At 70.3% G+C, this 15,677-nt stretch carries 17 protein-coding genes; 5 read left to right on the plus strand and 12 right to left on the minus strand.

From position 1 onward, the window contains the following. Window positions 1-57: 57 nt before the first annotated feature. A complete protein-coding gene (locus AC4D16_RS06175) occupies window positions 58-453 on the minus strand; it encodes a hypothetical protein (protein ID WP_490954301.1) in 396 nt (131 codons plus the stop codon). Window positions 454-617: 164 nt separating this feature from the next. Here AC4D16_RS06175 and AC4D16_RS06180 point away from each other — a divergent pair, with 164 nt between their 5' ends. Continuing rightward, window positions 618-1,106 carry a YajQ family cyclic di-GMP-binding protein gene (locus tag AC4D16_RS06180; RefSeq protein WP_490948260.1) on the plus strand — a complete coding sequence of 163 codons (489 nt, stop codon included), beginning with the start codon at window positions 618-620 and terminating at the stop codon, window positions 1,104-1,106. Between the two features lie 94 nt (window positions 1,107-1,200). Here the strand turns inward: AC4D16_RS06180 and htpX are convergent, their stop codons facing one another. From htpX to AC4D16_RS06205, 5 genes are all read right to left on the minus strand, one after another. Next, window positions 1,201-2,079: a zinc metalloprotease HtpX gene (gene htpX, locus AC4D16_RS06185; protein ID WP_490954302.1), complete on the minus strand. Its 879-nt coding sequence runs from the start codon at window positions 2,077-2,079 to the stop codon at window positions 1,201-1,203. A gap of 104 nt (window positions 2,080-2,183) precedes the next feature. Next, complete coding sequence (locus AC4D16_RS06190; protein WP_490954303.1) at window positions 2,184-3,470, minus strand: MFS transporter; 1,287 nt, start codon at window positions 3,468-3,470, stop codon at window positions 2,184-2,186. Between the two features lie 55 nt (window positions 3,471-3,525). Further along, window positions 3,526-4,467, minus strand: a complete 942-nt coding sequence (locus tag AC4D16_RS06195; protein ID WP_490954304.1) for a D-2-hydroxyacid dehydrogenase family protein — start codon at window positions 4,465-4,467, stop codon at window positions 3,526-3,528. A 49-nt stretch (window positions 4,468-4,516) separates the two neighbouring features. Further along, on the minus strand, window positions 4,517-5,263 hold the full coding sequence (locus tag AC4D16_RS06200) for a hypothetical protein (protein WP_490954305.1): 747 nt from the start codon (window positions 5,261-5,263) through the stop codon (window positions 4,517-4,519). A gap of 38 nt (window positions 5,264-5,301) precedes the next feature. Further along, window positions 5,302-6,006: an esterase/lipase family protein gene (locus AC4D16_RS06205; RefSeq protein WP_490954306.1), complete on the minus strand. Its 705-nt coding sequence runs from the start codon at window positions 6,004-6,006 to the stop codon at window positions 5,302-5,304. A 93-nt stretch (window positions 6,007-6,099) separates the two neighbouring features. On the opposite strand from AC4D16_RS06205, the gene AC4D16_RS06210 reads away from it, so the two are divergent. Then, window positions 6,100-6,579 carry a Fur family transcriptional regulator gene (locus AC4D16_RS06210; protein ID WP_490954307.1) on the plus strand — a complete coding sequence of 160 codons (480 nt, stop codon included), beginning with the start codon at window positions 6,100-6,102 and terminating at the stop codon, window positions 6,577-6,579. Window positions 6,580-6,602: 23 nt separating this feature from the next. Beyond that, window positions 6,603-8,087: a catalase gene (locus tag AC4D16_RS06215; RefSeq protein WP_490954308.1), complete on the plus strand. Its 1,485-nt coding sequence runs from the start codon at window positions 6,603-6,605 to the stop codon at window positions 8,085-8,087. Window positions 8,088-8,162: 75 nt separating this feature from the next. Here the strand turns inward: AC4D16_RS06215 and AC4D16_RS06220 are convergent, their stop codons facing one another. Further along, window positions 8,163-9,107 (minus strand): SDR family NAD(P)-dependent oxidoreductase, encoded by a 945-nt coding sequence (locus AC4D16_RS06220; protein ID WP_490954309.1) that lies wholly within the window; start codon window positions 9,105-9,107, stop codon window positions 8,163-8,165. Window positions 9,108-9,133: 26 nt separating this feature from the next. Further along, window positions 9,134-9,913 (minus strand): SDR family NAD(P)-dependent oxidoreductase, encoded by a 780-nt coding sequence (locus AC4D16_RS06225; protein WP_490954310.1) that lies wholly within the window; start codon window positions 9,911-9,913, stop codon window positions 9,134-9,136. Between the two features lie 100 nt (window positions 9,914-10,013). Here AC4D16_RS06225 and AC4D16_RS06230 point away from each other — a divergent pair, with 100 nt between their 5' ends. Next, window positions 10,014-10,856, plus strand: coding sequence for a helix-turn-helix transcriptional regulator (locus AC4D16_RS06230; protein ID WP_490954311.1), 843 nt, complete (start codon window positions 10,014-10,016; stop codon window positions 10,854-10,856). A gap of 307 nt (window positions 10,857-11,163) precedes the next feature. On the opposite strand, the gene AC4D16_RS06235 is transcribed toward AC4D16_RS06230, so the two are convergent. Genes AC4D16_RS06235 through AC4D16_RS06250 form a run of 4 tightly spaced genes read right to left on the minus strand, consistent with a single transcriptional unit; the run spans window position 11,164 to window position 14,929 of the window. Beyond that, window positions 11,164-12,201: a glycine betaine ABC transporter substrate-binding protein gene (locus AC4D16_RS06235; protein WP_490954312.1), complete on the minus strand. Its 1,038-nt coding sequence runs from the start codon at window positions 12,199-12,201 to the stop codon at window positions 11,164-11,166. Further along, window positions 12,198-13,007, minus strand: coding sequence for an ABC transporter permease (locus AC4D16_RS06240; RefSeq protein WP_490948247.1), 810 nt, complete (start codon window positions 13,005-13,007; stop codon window positions 12,198-12,200). The genes AC4D16_RS06235 and AC4D16_RS06240 overlap by 4 nt, the downstream gene beginning before the upstream one ends. Continuing rightward, window positions 13,000-14,295 (minus strand): ATP-binding cassette domain-containing protein, encoded by a 1,296-nt coding sequence (locus tag AC4D16_RS06245; protein ID WP_490954313.1) that lies wholly within the window; start codon window positions 14,293-14,295, stop codon window positions 13,000-13,002. The genes AC4D16_RS06240 and AC4D16_RS06245 overlap by 8 nt, the downstream gene beginning before the upstream one ends. Next, the gene (locus tag AC4D16_RS06250) at window positions 14,288-14,929 is read right to left on the minus strand and encodes an ABC transporter permease (RefSeq protein WP_490954314.1); all 642 of its coding nucleotides are present in this window, start codon (window positions 14,927-14,929) and stop codon (window positions 14,288-14,290) included. Before AC4D16_RS06250 ends, AC4D16_RS06245 begins: the two co-directional genes overlap by 8 nt. 159 nt (window positions 14,930-15,088) lie before the next feature. Between AC4D16_RS06250 and AC4D16_RS06255 the strand changes: the two genes are divergently transcribed. Then, entirely contained in the window at window positions 15,089-15,622 is a 534-nt protein-coding gene (locus AC4D16_RS06255; protein WP_490948244.1) for a hypothetical protein, read from the plus strand. Window positions 15,623-15,677 lie beyond the last annotated feature (55 nt).

Consider the following 15,677-nt stretch of genomic DNA (forward strand, 5'->3'; position numbering starts at 1 on the left):
AAGCGCGGACAAAAGAACTTTACAGACAAACCCGCCCCGAGACGAATCGACCGTCGGCTAGAGACCGGCAGCCACACGCCGCTCGATCTGCGCGTAGAAGGCGTTCGCCTGCTCGGGCGTGACCAACCGGAGGAGGACCGCGCGGTCGAGGTCCGCGCGCACGCCGGCGAGCCGCTCGCCGTCCGACGTCGCGGGGTACGCGGTGGTGGCGAGATCCACCCCTCCCACGGTGAACGCCGTGTCCGCCCCGAGAACGACGTCGTCCAGGCCACGCCCGGCGTCGTCCGCGTAGGCGGAGCTCGCGCTCACCACCCTGGTCGGGGCCGCGAGGGCGGGCGCTGCACCGAAGCCGGTCAGCGAGGCCGCGGTGGCCGCGGTGGCCGCGGCGAACACGGAACCCGCGAGGGCCTTGCGGAGGCGGACGCGGTAGCGGCGGCGTGGCTGGTCGGGCATGATCTTTCTCGCTCCTTCGGTGCATCGTCTGGCCTCACCGTGTCACCGGAATCTGTACTCCCCTCCCGCTCCCGCTGGGTGCGGGCTGTGAAGGGCGCGGCGCCGTCGAGCGGGGTTGGCGATAAGCTGGAGGCCAGAAAACCCAACCATCTCCAGGAGGCATCGTGGCGAGTGAATCCACGTTCGACGTCGTGAGCAAAGTGGACAAGCAGGAGGTCGCCAACGCGCTGAACCAGGCGCAGAAGGAGATCGTCCAGCGGTACGACTTCAAGGGGGTCGGCGCGGAGGTGGACTTCAGCGGCGAGAAGATCCTCATGAAAGCCAACTCGGAGGAGCGCGTACTCGCGGTCCTCGACGTCCTGCAGTCCAAGATGATCAAGCGCGGCATCTCCCTGAAGTCGCTCGAGACCGGAGAGCCCTACGCCTCCGGCAAGGAGTTCCGGCTCGAGACCGAGATCAAGGAGGGCATCGCCCAGGATCTCGCGAAGAAGATCAACAAGCTCATCCGCGACGAGGGGCCCAAGGGCGTCAAGTCGCAGATCCAGGGCGACGAGCTCCGGGTCAGCTCGAAGTCGCGCGATGACCTCCAGGCCACCATGGCCCTGCTCAAGGGCTTCGACGAGGCCGATCTGCAGTTCGTGAACATGCGCTGACCCTGCAGGAGACGACACGACGACGGCGGCCCCACTTCTTCGCTGGAAGGTGGGGCCGCCGTCGTTCGTGATGCAGTGCGGAGGAGGGTGACGCCTAGCGCCGGGGAGCCCGGGCCATGCCCTCGAGGCGGGCGATCCGCTCGCCCATGGGCGGGTGCGTGGCGAACAGCCTGCTCATGCCGCCGCCGCGGAACGGGTTGGCGATCATGAGGTGCGAGGTGTTCACGAGCCGCTGGTCCTGCGGCAGGGGTGCCCGCTGCGTACCGCTCTCGAGCTTGCGCAGTGCCGAGGCGAGGGCCAGGGGGTCATCCGTGAGGGCGGCGCCGTCCTCGTCGGCGTCGAACTCGCGCGTGCGGCCGATGGCCGTCTGGATGAGGCCCGCGGCGAGCGGCGCGAGGATCGCGAGCAGCAGCGCCCCGATGGGGTTGCCGCCCTGCCCACGGTTCCCGCCCATCATGCCGGTGAAGGCGAACATCTGCGCCACGGACGTGATGACGCCTGCGACGGCCGCCGCGATGGATCCCGTGAGGATGTCCCGGTTGTAGACGTGCATGAGCTCGTGGCCGAGCACACCGCGGAGTTCGCGCTCGTCGAGGAGCTGCAGGATCCCCTGGGTGCAGCACACGGCCGCGTTCTCGGGGTTGCGGCCGGTGGCGAACGCGTTGGGCGCCATGGTGGGCGAGACGTAGAGCCGCGGCATGGGCTTCTGGGCGCGGGCGCTCAGCTCCCGCACGATCCGGTACATGGCGGGCGCCTGCTGCTCCGTGACCTCCACGGCGCGCATGCTGCGGATGGCGATCTTGTCGCTGTTCCAGTAGCTGTAGAAGATCGAGCCGACGCCGATCAGCGCGAACAGCCAGATGAACATGGAACTGCCGGTCGCGGCGGCGATCGCCGCGCCGAACACGAGGAAGACGCCCATGAGGGCGCCGAACAGCAGTGCCGTCTTGGCCCCGTTGAAGTGGTTGTGCACTGGTACTCCTTGTGACGAGAGGGCGGGTGGGCCCGTCAGGTGAAACGGCGCACCCTCGCTGCCCGTTCCTGTCATGGTACGAGTCCGGGCTGACGTACGCCGGCTCAGGGCTCTGGACGCCGCGAATCGTACTGTGCGAAGCGCGGCTGCCAACGCGCGACGGCGAGCACCAGGAGGGCGCACGCGATCCCGCCGACGACGGCGGTCCACCCCTCTCCCAGCCACGTGGCCTGACCGCCCGCCACCATGTCGCCCAGGCGTGGGCCACCGGCGACGACGACGATGAAGACGCCCTGCAGGCGCCCGCGCATGGCGTCCGGTGTGGCCGACTGCAGGATGGTGTTGCGGAAGACGCTGCTGATCGAATCGGCGATGCCTGCCAGCACGAGGCAGGCCGCGGCGGGCAGCACCCACACGGAGAGCTCGCCCTCGCCGGGCCGGGGCAGGGCGGAGGAGGTGGCCATCACGACCACGAGTCCGAAGCCGGCCACGGAGGCACCCCACCCCACGATGGACCAGATGACGGCGAGGCCCTGCCGGTGGATGTGCCCGAGGGGCCCGGAGAACAGCCCGGCGAGCACCGCCCCGAACGCGCCGGAGGCGAGCAGGATGCCGACCGTGAGTTCCCCTCCACCGATCAAGACCGCGCCGACGGCGGGCAGGAGCGCGCGCGGCTGGGCGAAGATCATCGCGATGAGGTCGAGGATGAAGGTCATGCGGATGTTGGGGCGGGTGCCGAGGAACCGGAAGCCCTCGAGCACCGTGGCGAGCCCGGCCCTGCGCGTCTGGCCCTCGGGCGGCAGCGGCGGGAGCTTGTAGAGCGCCCACAGCGCGAAGGTGAACGTGACGACGTCGACCGTGTACGTCCAGGCGTAGCCCACCTGCGCCACGAGCACGCCGGCGAGCAGCGGGCCGAGCGTGAACGCCAGTCCGAAGGTGATCATGCTGAGCGCGTTGGCGGCGGGCAGCAGCTCGGGACGGACGAGGCGCGGGATGATCGAGCTGCGGGTGGGCTGGTTGATACCGGCGGCACCGGATTGGACGGCGATGAGGAGGTAGAGCAGCCAGACGCTGTCGACGCCGATCCACGCCTGCGCGGCGATGGCCATGGTGGTGCCCCACAGCGCGAGCCCGGACCAGAGTGCAACCTTCCGGCGGTCCTGGGCGTCGGCGATCGCTCCGCCGTAGAGCCCGGCGACGACCAGGGGCACGAGCGCGAAGAAGCTGAGCAGGCCCACGCTGAACGTCGACTGCGTGAGGGAGTAGATCTGCAGGCTGACGGCCACGATGGTGAGCTGGGTGCCGATGGCGGACAGCGCGGTGCCGATGTAGAGCCTGCGGAAGGCCGGTGACTCCTTCAGCGGGGTGATGTCGGCGAGGAGGCGGGGCACGGCACGAGTCTAGTGGTGCAGTGGTTCGCACCGGCAACGATTCGCGCAGAGAGGGCTAGGCGAGCCTGCGGACGGGGTTCCCGCCCATCCACGCCGCGATGGCCTCGACCGCCTGGGTGTAGAAGACCCGGTAGGTGCCGTCCGTGACGTACCCGAGGTGCGGTGTGAGCACGGTGCGCGGGGTGCTGCGGAGCGGGTGGTCGGCGGGCAGCGGCTCCACGTCGAAGACGTCGAGGGCGGCTCCGCCGATACGTTCCTCGCGGAGGGCCTCCACCAGGGCATCGGTGTCGATCAACGGCCCGCGGGAGGTGTTCACGAGGAGGGCGGACGGACGCATCAGCGCGAGCTCGGCTGCCCCCACGAGGCCGCGGCTCCGATCACTGAGTTTGTAGTGGAGCGTGATGACGTCCGAGGTGCTCAGCAGCTCCTCCTTCGTGACCGCTCGGACGCCGAGCCCCGCCGCGTGCTCGGGGTCGAGGTTCTGGCTCCACGCGACCACGTCCATGCCGAACGCAAGGCCGATCCGCGCCACCCGTGCCCCCAGCCGTCCGAGCCCCACCACGCCGAGCCGCCGGCCCTCGAGATCGCCACCCACGGTCGTCTGCCAGCCGCCGTCGCGCATCCCGACGTGCTCCAGCGGGATGTTGCGGAGGGCGGCGATGATCAGGCCCCAGGTCAGCTCAGCGGTGGCGGACGGCGGCGAGTCCGTGCCGCACACCACGATCCCTAGGGCAGCGGCGGCGTCGAGGTCGATCGCCGCGTTCGCCCTGCCGGTGGTGACCAGCAGGCGCAGGCCGGGCATTCGCCGGAGCCGCGCAGCCGTGAAGGCGGTCCGCTCCCGCATCGCCACCACGACGTCGGCGCCCTCGAGCAGCGCCACGAGGTCGTCGTCGTCGGACACGGGACGGCGCACGAACTCCACGTCCGCTGCCACTGAGTCCCACGGCGCGTACCCGGCGGCAACCCCCTGGTAGTCGTCCAGAACCACGATCCGCATCTCGACCTCCTCCTCTCCGTGCGGGCCTCGGCCCGGGGCGGGAAGCGCCTCAATCAAGCTCGGTCACCCTCCCGTCCGTGGAGCGCACCCCTACGAGCTCCAGCTTCCCATCCGCGGCGACCCGGTAGGCGATGGTCTGGCCGTCCGTCAGGTAGGCGGCGGACTCGTCGGCCGAGATGTCCTGCGTCATCTCCCGGCCCTCGAGGACGTACGGCCACTCGATCGGCCCGCACACGGACACGGTGCCGTCCGGGTACGCGAGACCGACGGCGCTCAGGATGCCGCCCGGCCCGACGGCGACGAACGGCTCCTGCCCTTCGGGCAGCACGAGGTCACTCGCGACCTCCTGCGGGAATCGGCCGAGGCCGGCTTGCAGACTCTCGACGACGTCGCACGCCGTGAACGTACCCTCGCGACGGGGTGCGCAGGCTCCTGTGTCCGGGTCGCAGATGATCACGGACCCCGTGGTGCCCGTGAGCCCGTCGGGCAGGAAGCGGACACGGGCGTCCGTCGGCACGGGCGACGGACAGGCGTGCGGATTCACGGAACAGACGTCGAGGGGTACACCCGCCCGGGGCTGCACGGGCGTGGTCGCGGAGGGCGGTGCAGGAACGGCGGTCGCGGTGTAGGCCGCTCCCGCGAGGAGCAGGAGGCCGGCGACGGCGAGCGCGCGTCGTCGTCGTGCTCCGGCGTGCGGCGCGGGCGCCGGGTCCGCGGCGTCAGCTACCGGGGAGGGCGCACCGAGGTCCGTGATGCGCACGGAAGCATCATCGGAGGGGACGGCGTCCTTCGGCATGGACCCAGCCTGTCGCCGCAGTGCCGGGACCGCAAGCGTCAGGGGGTGCCGGGCTCCGCAGCCGCGAGGGCGCGGTCGATCTCGTGCAGCACGCGCTCGTCCTTGATGGGGCGGAAATGCCCCATGGTGTCGAGCTGGATGTTGCGCGCGCCCTCCACGTGGCTGCCGCCGGGGATGTGCGGGTCGAAGCGGCCGTAGATGGACGTGATGCGGGAGTTGAGGTCGAGCTTCGCGCGCAGCGTCCGGAGGGTGCGGTTGCGCGGCGAGAACGCGCGGATGCTGGGGAGGAGGAAGAACTCCGCGTAGATGGAGCCCGAGAACGGGGTGTTGACGGCGACCAGGCGGGTGATGCGCGCTCCGGCGTCGGGCAGGGTCATGAGGAACTTGCCGATCAGCCCGCCCTTGCTGTGGGCCACCACCACCACGTCCGTGAGGTCGAGCTCCTCGAGGTACGCGGCGGCCACGCGGGCCATGTGCTCCACCGTGCCCCGGTTGTAGCCGAGCTTCTGCACCACGTGCACGGGGTGGCCGGCGAGGTGGAGGTGCCGGGCTACGGGCCGCATGAACTGCCAGGTCTCGTAGATCCCGGGGATGAGGAGCACGGGCACCTTGCCGGGCGGGGCGTCGGGCGGAGGCGTGAGGTACTGCGCGGGGTCCACGCGGAAGAGGAAGCCGTGGGCCTGCCAGTAGCCCACGTAGGCGTAGTCGAGCGCCCAGGCCCAGCCGCGTTTCAGGAGATTCACCCTCCCCACGGTAGCGAGGACGGCGGAGCTGCGGGGCGCGGATACCGGCGCGGCTTATTATGACTAACTCAGATTAAGTGGTTGGATGGGGCCATGACGCAGACCGCAGCCACTCCCGAGGCCCGAGAGGTCCTCTGGGCGGCTGCCCTGCATGCGGGCGGGCGTCGCGTGACGCGCCAGCGCCTCGCCGTCCTCGCCGCTGTCGAGCAGGTCCCGCATTCCACGGCCGACGACGTCGCTGCCGCCATGGCCGCCGCACTACCCCAGATCACCGTGCAGTCCGTCTACGTGATCCTCGCGGACCTCACGGACCTCGGTTTGCTGCGTCGCATCGAGGCGCCCCACTCCCCTGCCCGCTACGAGACGCGCGTGGGCGACAACCACCACCACGCCGTCTGCACCGGCTGCGGGCGCATCGAGGACGTGGACTGCGCCGTGGGTCACGCACCCTGCCTCACCCCCGCATGGTCCGCCGGGGCCCGACGCATGACCATCCAGATCGCGGAGGTCATGTACCAGGGCCTCTGCGACGACTGCCGCGCCGGATCCGGCGCTCCCCCACACCACCCCTGACGATCCCTAGAAGAAGGAGCACCATGTCCGTGTTCAGTACCACGCAGTCCGGCGCCCCGGTCATCGATGACAGCAACTCGTCCGTCCTCGGCCGTGACGGCGCCATCCCCCTGACCGATCACTACCTCATCGAGAAGCTCGCCCAGTTCAACCGCGAGCGTGTCCCCGAGCGCGTGGTCCATGCCAAGGGCGGCGGAGCCTTCGGCGTGTTCGAGACCACCGAGGACGTCAGCATGTACACCCGTGCGGCGCTCTTCCAGAAGGGCGCGACGACGGAGACCCTCGCCCGGTTCTCCTCCGTGGCCGGCGAGCAGGGCTCACCCGACACCTGGCGCGACCCCCGCGGCTTCGCCCTGAAGTTCTACACCTCCGAGGGCAACTACGACCTCGTGGGCAACAACACCCCGGTGTTCTTCATCCGCGACGGCATCAAGTTCCCCGACTTCATCCACTCGCAGAAGCGCCTTCCCGGCACCAACCTGCGCGACGCCGACATGCAGTGGGACTTCTGGACGCTCAGCCCCGAATCCGCGCACCAGGTGACCTGGCTCATGGGTGACCGCGGCCTGCCGAACTCGTGGCGCACCATGAACGGCTACGGCTCGCACACCTACATGTGGATCAACGAGTCCAACGAGAAGTTCTGGGTCAAGTACCACTTCAAGTCCAACCAGGGCCACGAGGTCCTCACCGTCGACGAGGCGGAGTCGCTCGCCGGCTCGGACGCCGATCACCACCTGCGCGACCTCTCGGAGAACATCGCCAAGGGCAACCACCCGAGCTGGGACCTCAAGGTCCAGATCATGCCGTACGACGACGCCAAGAACTACCGTTTCAACCCGTTCGACCTCACGAAGGTGTGGCCGCAGGGCGACTACCCGCTGATCCCGGTGGGCACGCTCACGCTGAACCGCAACCCGGAGAACTACTTCGCGCAGATCGAGCAGGCCACGTTCGCGCCGTCGAACTTCGTGCCCGGCATCGCCGCGAGCCCGGACCGCATGCTGCAGGCGCGCATCTTCTCCTACGCGGACGCGCACCGCTACCGCGTGGGGACCAACCACGCGCAGCTGCCGGTGAACATGCCAAAGAACGAGGTCAACAACTACTCGAAGGACGGCGCCGCGCGCTACCACTTCAACTCGGCGTCCACTCCCGTGTACGCACCGAACTCGGTGGGCGGCCCCGCGGCCGATCCGTCGCAGTACGGCGCGCACGGCGGCTGGGAGAACGACGGCGACCTCGTCTACGCGGCTCACTCGCTGCACGCCGAGGACGACGACTTCGGCCAGGCCGGGACGCTGTACCGCGAGGTGTTCGACGACGCCCAGCGCGCCCGCTTCCTCGAGACCATCACCGGTGCCGTGGGTGGGGTGCAGAGCGATGACATCCGCGCCCGCGCCATCCAGTACTGGGCGAACGTGGACGCCGAGCTCGGAGCCAAGCTGGCCGCGAACCTCGGCCATGGCGTGACGCCGGCCACCGAGTCGGAGGCCGCGCTCTACTAGGCGCTTCGCAGGGAAAATTGGCAGTGAAGGAAGGGGCGGATCCGCATGGGTCCGCCCCTTCCTGCGTCTGGCTGCTCAGACGCCGTCCAGCAGCCCGATCGACACGTCCCACAGCCGCTCCGCGTTCACGGGGTCCAGCGCGTAGGGCCGCACGCCGTACAGGCCGTCGACGATCGCCGGGACCGTCTCCGCCTGCCGGCAGTCCTCCAGGTACAGCCCGCCCACGCCGTCGAGCAGGGGTGAGGTGGCCGCGAACACCGAGGTGGCCGCGCCCTGAGCGGGGGTCTTGCCGGTGAACCCAGCGGCGGCGGACTGCGCCTTCACCGCGGCGAGGACGTCGGGATCCCAGTGGCGCTGCAGATTGGTCCAGATGCCGCCGGGCATGAGGGCGTTGGCGGTGATGCCGTCCTCCGCCCACCGCCGGGTGGCCTCGACGGCGAACAGGACGTTCGCCGTCTTCGACTGCCCGTAGGCCTGACCGGCGTCGTACGGCCGGCGGTCGAAGAACAGGTCCCCGTACACGATGTCGGAGTTCCCGTGACCGCTGGAACTGACCGACACGATCCGCGCCCCGTTGGCAGCAACGAGCGCCCGGTGGAGGTGCAGCGCGAGCGCGAGGTGCCCGAGGTGGTTCGTCGCGAACTGCAGTTCCCAGCCCTGCGCCGTCCGGAGCTCCGGCGTCATCATGATGCCCGCATTGTTCACGAGCAGGTGCAGCGGGCCCGTCCACGCGTCGGCGAAGGTCCGCACGGACGCGGGGTCGGCGAGATCGAGCCTCCCCACCTGCACGACGGCGCCCGGCACGGTCGCGCGGATGTCGTCCGCCGTACGCGCCCCGGCGTCGAGGTCCCGGACGGCGAGGGTCACCTGCGCCCCGGCATGGGCGAGAGCGCGCGCGGTCTCGACGCCGATGCCGGACGCGGCGCCGGTCACCACCGCCGACCGGCCACCGAGGTCGACGTCAGCGACGACGTCGAGCGCCGTGCTCTCCGCCGTGAAGGGTGAGGTGAAGGCGCTCATCGTGTTCCTGTCCTGGTTCCCATGGGTCAGCCCAACCGCGTCGACGAGATACCGCCGTCGATCGCGAGAACGCTCCCCTGCATCATGCGGGACGCGTCGGAGACGAGGAAGAGCACGCCCTCGGCGATGTCCTCCGGCTGCACCACCACGCCGGCCGGTGTGGTGGCGGCCATCGCGTCGAGGACCATGGCGGCGGCTTCGTTACCCGGCGTCAGGGTGACTCCGGGCGAGACGGTGTTGACCCTGACCCCGCGCGGGCCGAACTCGGCGGCCCAGGAGCGGGTGAGCTGCTCCACGGCGGCCTTCGTGGCCGTGTACACGGCGGCGAACGGGTTGCCCACGGAGCCCATCCAGGAGCCGACGTTGACCACGGCTCCACCGCCGGCCGCGACCATGGCGGGGAGGAGCTCCGCCGCGAGGACGTGGGGTGCGCGGAGGTTGACGGCGAGCATGGCGTCGAGGTCCGCGTCGGCGAGGTCGGCGGTCGGTGTGGCCGGGTAGATGCCTGCGTTGTTGACCAGGATGTCGATGCGTCCGCCGAGCAGCGCGGTCGCATCCGCCGCGAAGCTCCGGAGGGCCGGGTAGTCCGCGCCGAGGTCGACGGCGAGGAAGCGGGCCTCTCCGCCGTCGTCCGTGATGCTCGCGACGACGCCCTGGCCGCGCGCGGCGTCGCGCCCGGTAACGAGGACGACGGCGCCTGCCGCTGCGAGGGTGCGGGCGATCGCGGCGCCGATGCCGCTGGTGGAGCCGGTCACGAGGGCGGTGCGGCCGGCGAGGGGGGTGGTGGCGAGCGGTGATGGTGTCATGCTCCAGTTCTAAACTCCTACGAGGGGCGCCACCAGATCAGGGCGGACCGGGGCATGGCAGGGCCACCCTGGACGCCGGGCGAACTCCTACAGTGGAGGCATGCCCGCCAACCGCCAGCAGCTCGGAGCGTTCCTCCGCTCGCGACGCGACGCCCTGACGCCGGCCGAGGCCGGGATTCAGGCCTTCCCCGGCCCGCGGCGCGTGCCGGGGCTGCGCAAGGAGGAGCTGGCCGTGCTCGCCGGCGTCAGCGCCGACTACTACAGCCGCCTCGAACAGGGGCGGCAGGCGAACATCTCGCGGAGCGTCCTCGACGCGCTGGCCCGGGCCCTCCGCCTCGACGACGTCGAGCGGACGCACCTGTACACGCTCGCGGACCCGTCGATCCGTGCGCGGCCCGCGGTCGCCGCGGAGCAGAAGGCGGACCCCGGCCTGCTGCGGCTCCTGACCGCGCTCGACGACGTCCCCGCCTTCGTCCTCGGGCGGCGCAGCGAGATACTCGCGACCAACGCACTCCTCACCGCGGTACTGCGGGACTTCCCGCCGTCGTCGTCCCTGGCCCGGTTCATGTTCTTCGACCCGATGGCGCGCGAGCGCATCGTCAACTGGGAACACTTCGCGGCCACCACCATGGCGGCTCTGCGCGGCGAGCTGGGCCGGCATCCCGAGGATGCAGCGCTGATCGCGCTGATCGACGACCTCACCGGCGCCGACCCCGACGCCGCGCGCTGGTGGGACGATCACGGGGTCCAGGACTACGCCTCCGCGGCGAAGCGCATCCTGCACCCGATCGTCGGCGAGCTCTCGTTCGACATCGAGACCGTCCTACCGCCCCGCGCCGTGGACCAGGTGATCGTGGTCTACACCGCGCAGCCCGACTCCGACACCGCACGGAAGCTCCCGTTCCTCGCCAGCTGGAGCCTGGAGCGTGCCGTCAGCTCGTGACGGTGGTCGGTTCGCGTGCACCCGGCCTGTCACTCGTCCGGGTCCACGTCCTGCGATCGTCCCGACGGCAGCGGACCATCGGAAGCCTTCCACTCGTCGGGCCGTTCGCCGGGATCGCCCTCCGGACGGTCGGCGGCGTCCTTGCGTGCACGGCGCGCCGCTGCCTCCCCGAGACCGATGTGGAACCAACGGGCTGATCCTTCGTCCTTCCCTGCTCACGATGCTCAGCTCCGGACAGGACGCCCGGAACGGCGGCCGCTGCGCGAGACAGCCCCCGGTGACGATGACTCGTTCCCGGGGATCAGGCTCAGGGCGCGGTGATGAAGCCGTTCTCCACCATGAACTCGAAGGCGACGTCCGCAGGTTCCTCGCCCTCGACGTCGACCCTGAGGTTCAGCTCGCGGAGCGCCTCATCGGTGAGGGTGGGCGCCACCTGCGCGAAAACGCCCTCGAGCTCCGGGTAGCGCTGCAGCGTCTCAGCGAAGAACACCGGGGCGGCGTTGTACGCGGGGAAGAAGCCGAGATCGTCCTCGAGGATGGTCAGCCCCAGCGCGTCGATCCGCCCGTCCGTCGCGAAGACCTCGCCGAAGTTGCAGGCGCCCGTGTCCGTGGCCCCGTAGATGGCGCCGGTCTCGTAGATGCCGATGTTCTCGTCCGGCACGCCCGTCGCCGCTCCGCGCTCCAGCCCGTAGTGCGCCAGCATGGGTGACATACCGTCGGCGCGCGAGTTGAACTCGGCCTCCACGCAGAAGGTGCGCTCCTCGGGCGGCAGCTCCGCGAGCTGCGACATCGCGGTGATGCCGCCGAGCTCCTCGACGGCCTCGCTGCGCACGGCCATGGCATAGGTGTTGTTCAGCGGCGCGGGCTCGCCCCAGATGAGGCCGTTGACGACATCGGCGTCGCGGACGGCCACGTACTGCTCCTCCTGATCGGGGATCCCGGCCGCCTGACCGAGGAAAGCGAGCCAGGCGGTACCCGTGTACTCCCACGTGACATCGGCCTCGCCGGCCACCATCAGATCGCGCACCGGCTGCGAACCCGGTGCGTTGGTGAGATCGGTGACCTCGAACCCCGCGGCCTGCGCCGCCAGCACGGAGATCTTCCCGAGGATCAGCTGCTCCGTGAAGTTCTTCGACGTGACCGTCAGTTCGGCGCCGGCAGCGCCCTCGATGGGGCGGATGGAGCCCGGCCCGGCGTCGGGCACGTAGGACGTGGCGGGCTGCAGCCCGCATGCGGACACGGCGGACAGAACGACGGCGGCTCCGGCGCACGCCGCGAGCCCGCGGACCCGGCGGCGGCGTCTCGCCACCGTGGTGCCCGGACGGTGATGGTTCCTGGTGCTCACGAGAGTCCCTTCGGTCGCGCGACGAGTTCGACGACGCGGCCCGCCCAGTCGACGAGCAGCGCCAGCAGCGCGACGAACACCGCCCCCGCGATGAGCACGCGGGAGAGGCTCAGGTTCACGCCCGTGGTGATGAGGATGCCGAGGCCGCCGCCGTTGATGAACGTGGAGAGCGCGGCCGTGCCGACGAGAAGCACCAACGCCGTGCGAATGCCCGCGAGCATGATGGGTACGGCCAAGGGAAGCTCCACCCTGAACAACACGGCCGCGGCACTCATGCCCATCCCGCGCCCGGCCTCGACGAGCCGTTCGTCCACCTGGTTGAGCCCCACCATGGTGTTCCGCAGCACCGGCAGGAGCCCGTACAGGACGAGCGCGACGACGGCGGCCCGGAAACCGAACCCCAGCCATGCCGCGAGCAGCACCACGAGGCCGATGGCGGGCGCCGCCTGCCCGATGTTGACGACGGCGAGGATGGGACCGGACACGCGTCGGAAGGGTCCGCGCGTGAGGAGTATCCCGAGGGGGATCGCGATCACAAGGACGATCAGCGCTGCGAGGAGGGTCAGTGCCAGATGCTCCCGGGCGTACCCGAGGATCGCGGCGGGGCTGAGCGTGGTCTGCTCGGTCGGCGTGAGCTCCGCCGTCAGCAACCACACGGCCAGCAGGCTGAGCGCGATGAGGATCGCCGTGAGCTGGAGGACGAGCGCGCGCCAAGATTGCCGGCGGACGCCGTCGATCGGTGGCTGTGGCGCACGCGGGACGTCCGCGGCGACCTGTGGGCCACCGCCGGTCGATGCCTCACTCATCGTCGGTGACCTTCCCGGCCGTCTGGAGGGATCCGGCGTCATCGGCGGAGAGGTCCACGGCGGCCATGCCGCTCGTGTTGATGCCCACCGGACGACCCTCCGCGTGGGAGGTCCTCGCCCGGGCGTGTGCCTGGCTCATGGCCACCATGACCGTCTCGACGTCGATCACGCCGAGGAAGCGGTCGCGGGAGCCGGTCACGAGCGAGGCACCCACCGAGGAGACCAGCATGATGTCGAGGGCGTCGTTCAGCGTGGCGCGCTCGCCGACCACGGGAAGCCGGTGATCGCGCGTCTCGGGGACGCGTTCCAGGCGGGCGAGCTGCCGCCGCGAGAGCCACTGGATCGGTCGATCGCGATCGTCGAGGATCACCGCGTGGTCGTGCCCCTCGGCGTCGAGCCGTGAGAGGACGTCCGTGGTCAGCGCCCCCGGTTTCGCGGTCACGGCAGCCTGCAGGTCCACCTCGTTGACGCGGGTCAGGGTGAGCTGCTTCAGCCCGGCGCCGGAGCCGATGAAATTCTCGACGAACTCGTTCGCGGGCTCCGCGAGGATCCGCTCGGGGGTGTCGTACTGCACGAGCTGCGCACCCTCGGTGAAGATCGCGATCCAGTCACCGAGCTTCACGGCCTCGTCGAAGTCGTGCGTGACGCAGACGATGGTCTTCTGGACCTCGCGCTGGATGCTGATGAGCTCGTCCTGCAGGCGTACCCGCGTGATGGGGTCCACGGCGCCGAAGGGTTCGTCCATCAGGAGCACCGGCGGGTCCGCGGCGAGGGCGCGGGCCACGCCGACGCGCTGCTGCTGGCCGCCGGAGAGCTCCCGCGGGAATCGGTCACGGTACTCGGCAGGCTCGAGCGAGACGAGCTCGAGGAGTTCGTCCACGCGGGCGGTGACCCTCTCCTTGCTCCAGCCGAGCATCTTCGGAACGATCGCGATGTTCGCGGCGACGGTCATGTGCGGGAACAGTCCGCCGGCCTGGACCACGTAGCCGATGCGACGCCGCAGGGTGTCCGCGTTGATGCCGGTGACGTCGTCGCCGTCGAGGACGATCCGACCCTCGGTGGGCTCGATGAGCCGGTTGATCATCTTCAAGGTGGTGGTCTTGCCGCATCCGGACGGACCGACGAGCATCACGATCTTCCCGGCGGGGATCTCGAGGGTCAGGCCGTCCACGGCGGCCTTCTCCTGGCCGGGGTAGCGCTTGGTCACCTTGTCGAGCAGGATGCTCGCTCCGGAGACCTGCGCTGCGGGGTCCTGCTGTGAAGGCTGGGTACGGGGGGAGTCAGACACGGATACCTCGCGGGATGGTGAGCCGGCTGAGGCCGACGAGAAGGAGATCGAGGACGAGAGCCAGGATGATTACGGCAACGGTGCCGGTGACCACGGACTCGAGGGAGTTGGCGCCGCCGAGGCGCGCCAGACCGGTGAAGATGAAGCCGCCGAGGCCGGGGCCGAGGACGTAGGCGGTGATGGCGGCGATGCCCATCACCATCTGGGCGGAGACGCGCACGCCCGCGAGGATGACGGGCCACGCCATGGGGAGCTCGACGCGCCACAGGGTCTGGAACCGGCTCAGCCCGACGCCGCGGGCGGACTCGAGCACGGAGCCGTCGATGCTCGTGAGCCCCACCACCGCGTTCCGAAGGATCGGCAGGGTGGCGAAGAAGACCACCACGATGACGGCCGGGAGCACACCGAAGCCGAACGGGGCGATCAGCAGACCCACCAGTGCGAACGCTGGGATGGTCAGCCCGATCGCGGAGACGCTGTTCGCCGCCGCGGTCAGCCCCGCACTGCGGTACACCAGGGCTGCAACCACCACCGCCAGCACCGTGGCGAGCACGAGGCACTGCGCCACGAGCGAGAAATGCTGCCAACTCGCGAACAGGATCTGACCGAACCTGTCGCGCACGAAATCGATCACGTCCCACCTCCTCCATACGTCCCCATGCCTCGGGGGTGCGGCCGTTCCGCCCTCTCGCGCGCCGAACGGGCCGGGGCAGGTCATCAACACTACGCCTACTGATGATCGTCCCCCGGGCCGCTCGACGTCGGCGCATACCGTCCGGCGCATCGACTCCGCGTGTCGGACCTGCGCGCATCGCGGTGGTGGCACGTGGTGCTGGACGGTGCGAGACTGCAGCAGACACCGCACGTACGCCTGGGGACCGAGGAGGGAGACGACATCGAGAACGACTTCACGGTCACGCAGGACGCCGGGATCGCAGAGGTCGTGTGGCGGCCGGGGTCCGTGATCGGGCCGGCCGAGCTCGACGTCCTGGCGAACACGATCACCCACGCACCGCGGTGGCAGTCGCGTCCCATGCTCGTCCACCTCGATCTCATCCGGCACATCACACCGGCGGCCCGCCAGATGCTCGTCGCGTACCGCCACGAGGGGCCGATCGCGCTCACGGGCAGCGACCCCGTGGACCGGGTACTGGCCGCGTTCATCGCCCAGTCCCGCAGCCGCACGCGCTACTTCGCCCGGACCGAGGAGGCCCGCGCGTGGCTGGCCTTCCTTGAGCAGGACCGCCGCGCCGCCGCGCCGAGAGCTCAGCTGCCCCTGGAACCCAGCGAGCGGTCAGACCTGGTGACTGCTTCACCTCAGCCCTGACGCCCGGTGGTCGATCACCGGGCGTCAGGGCTGAGGTGATCGCGGGAACCGGGTG

The organism is Arthrobacter sp. TJ-236 (genome assembly GCF_058269235.1).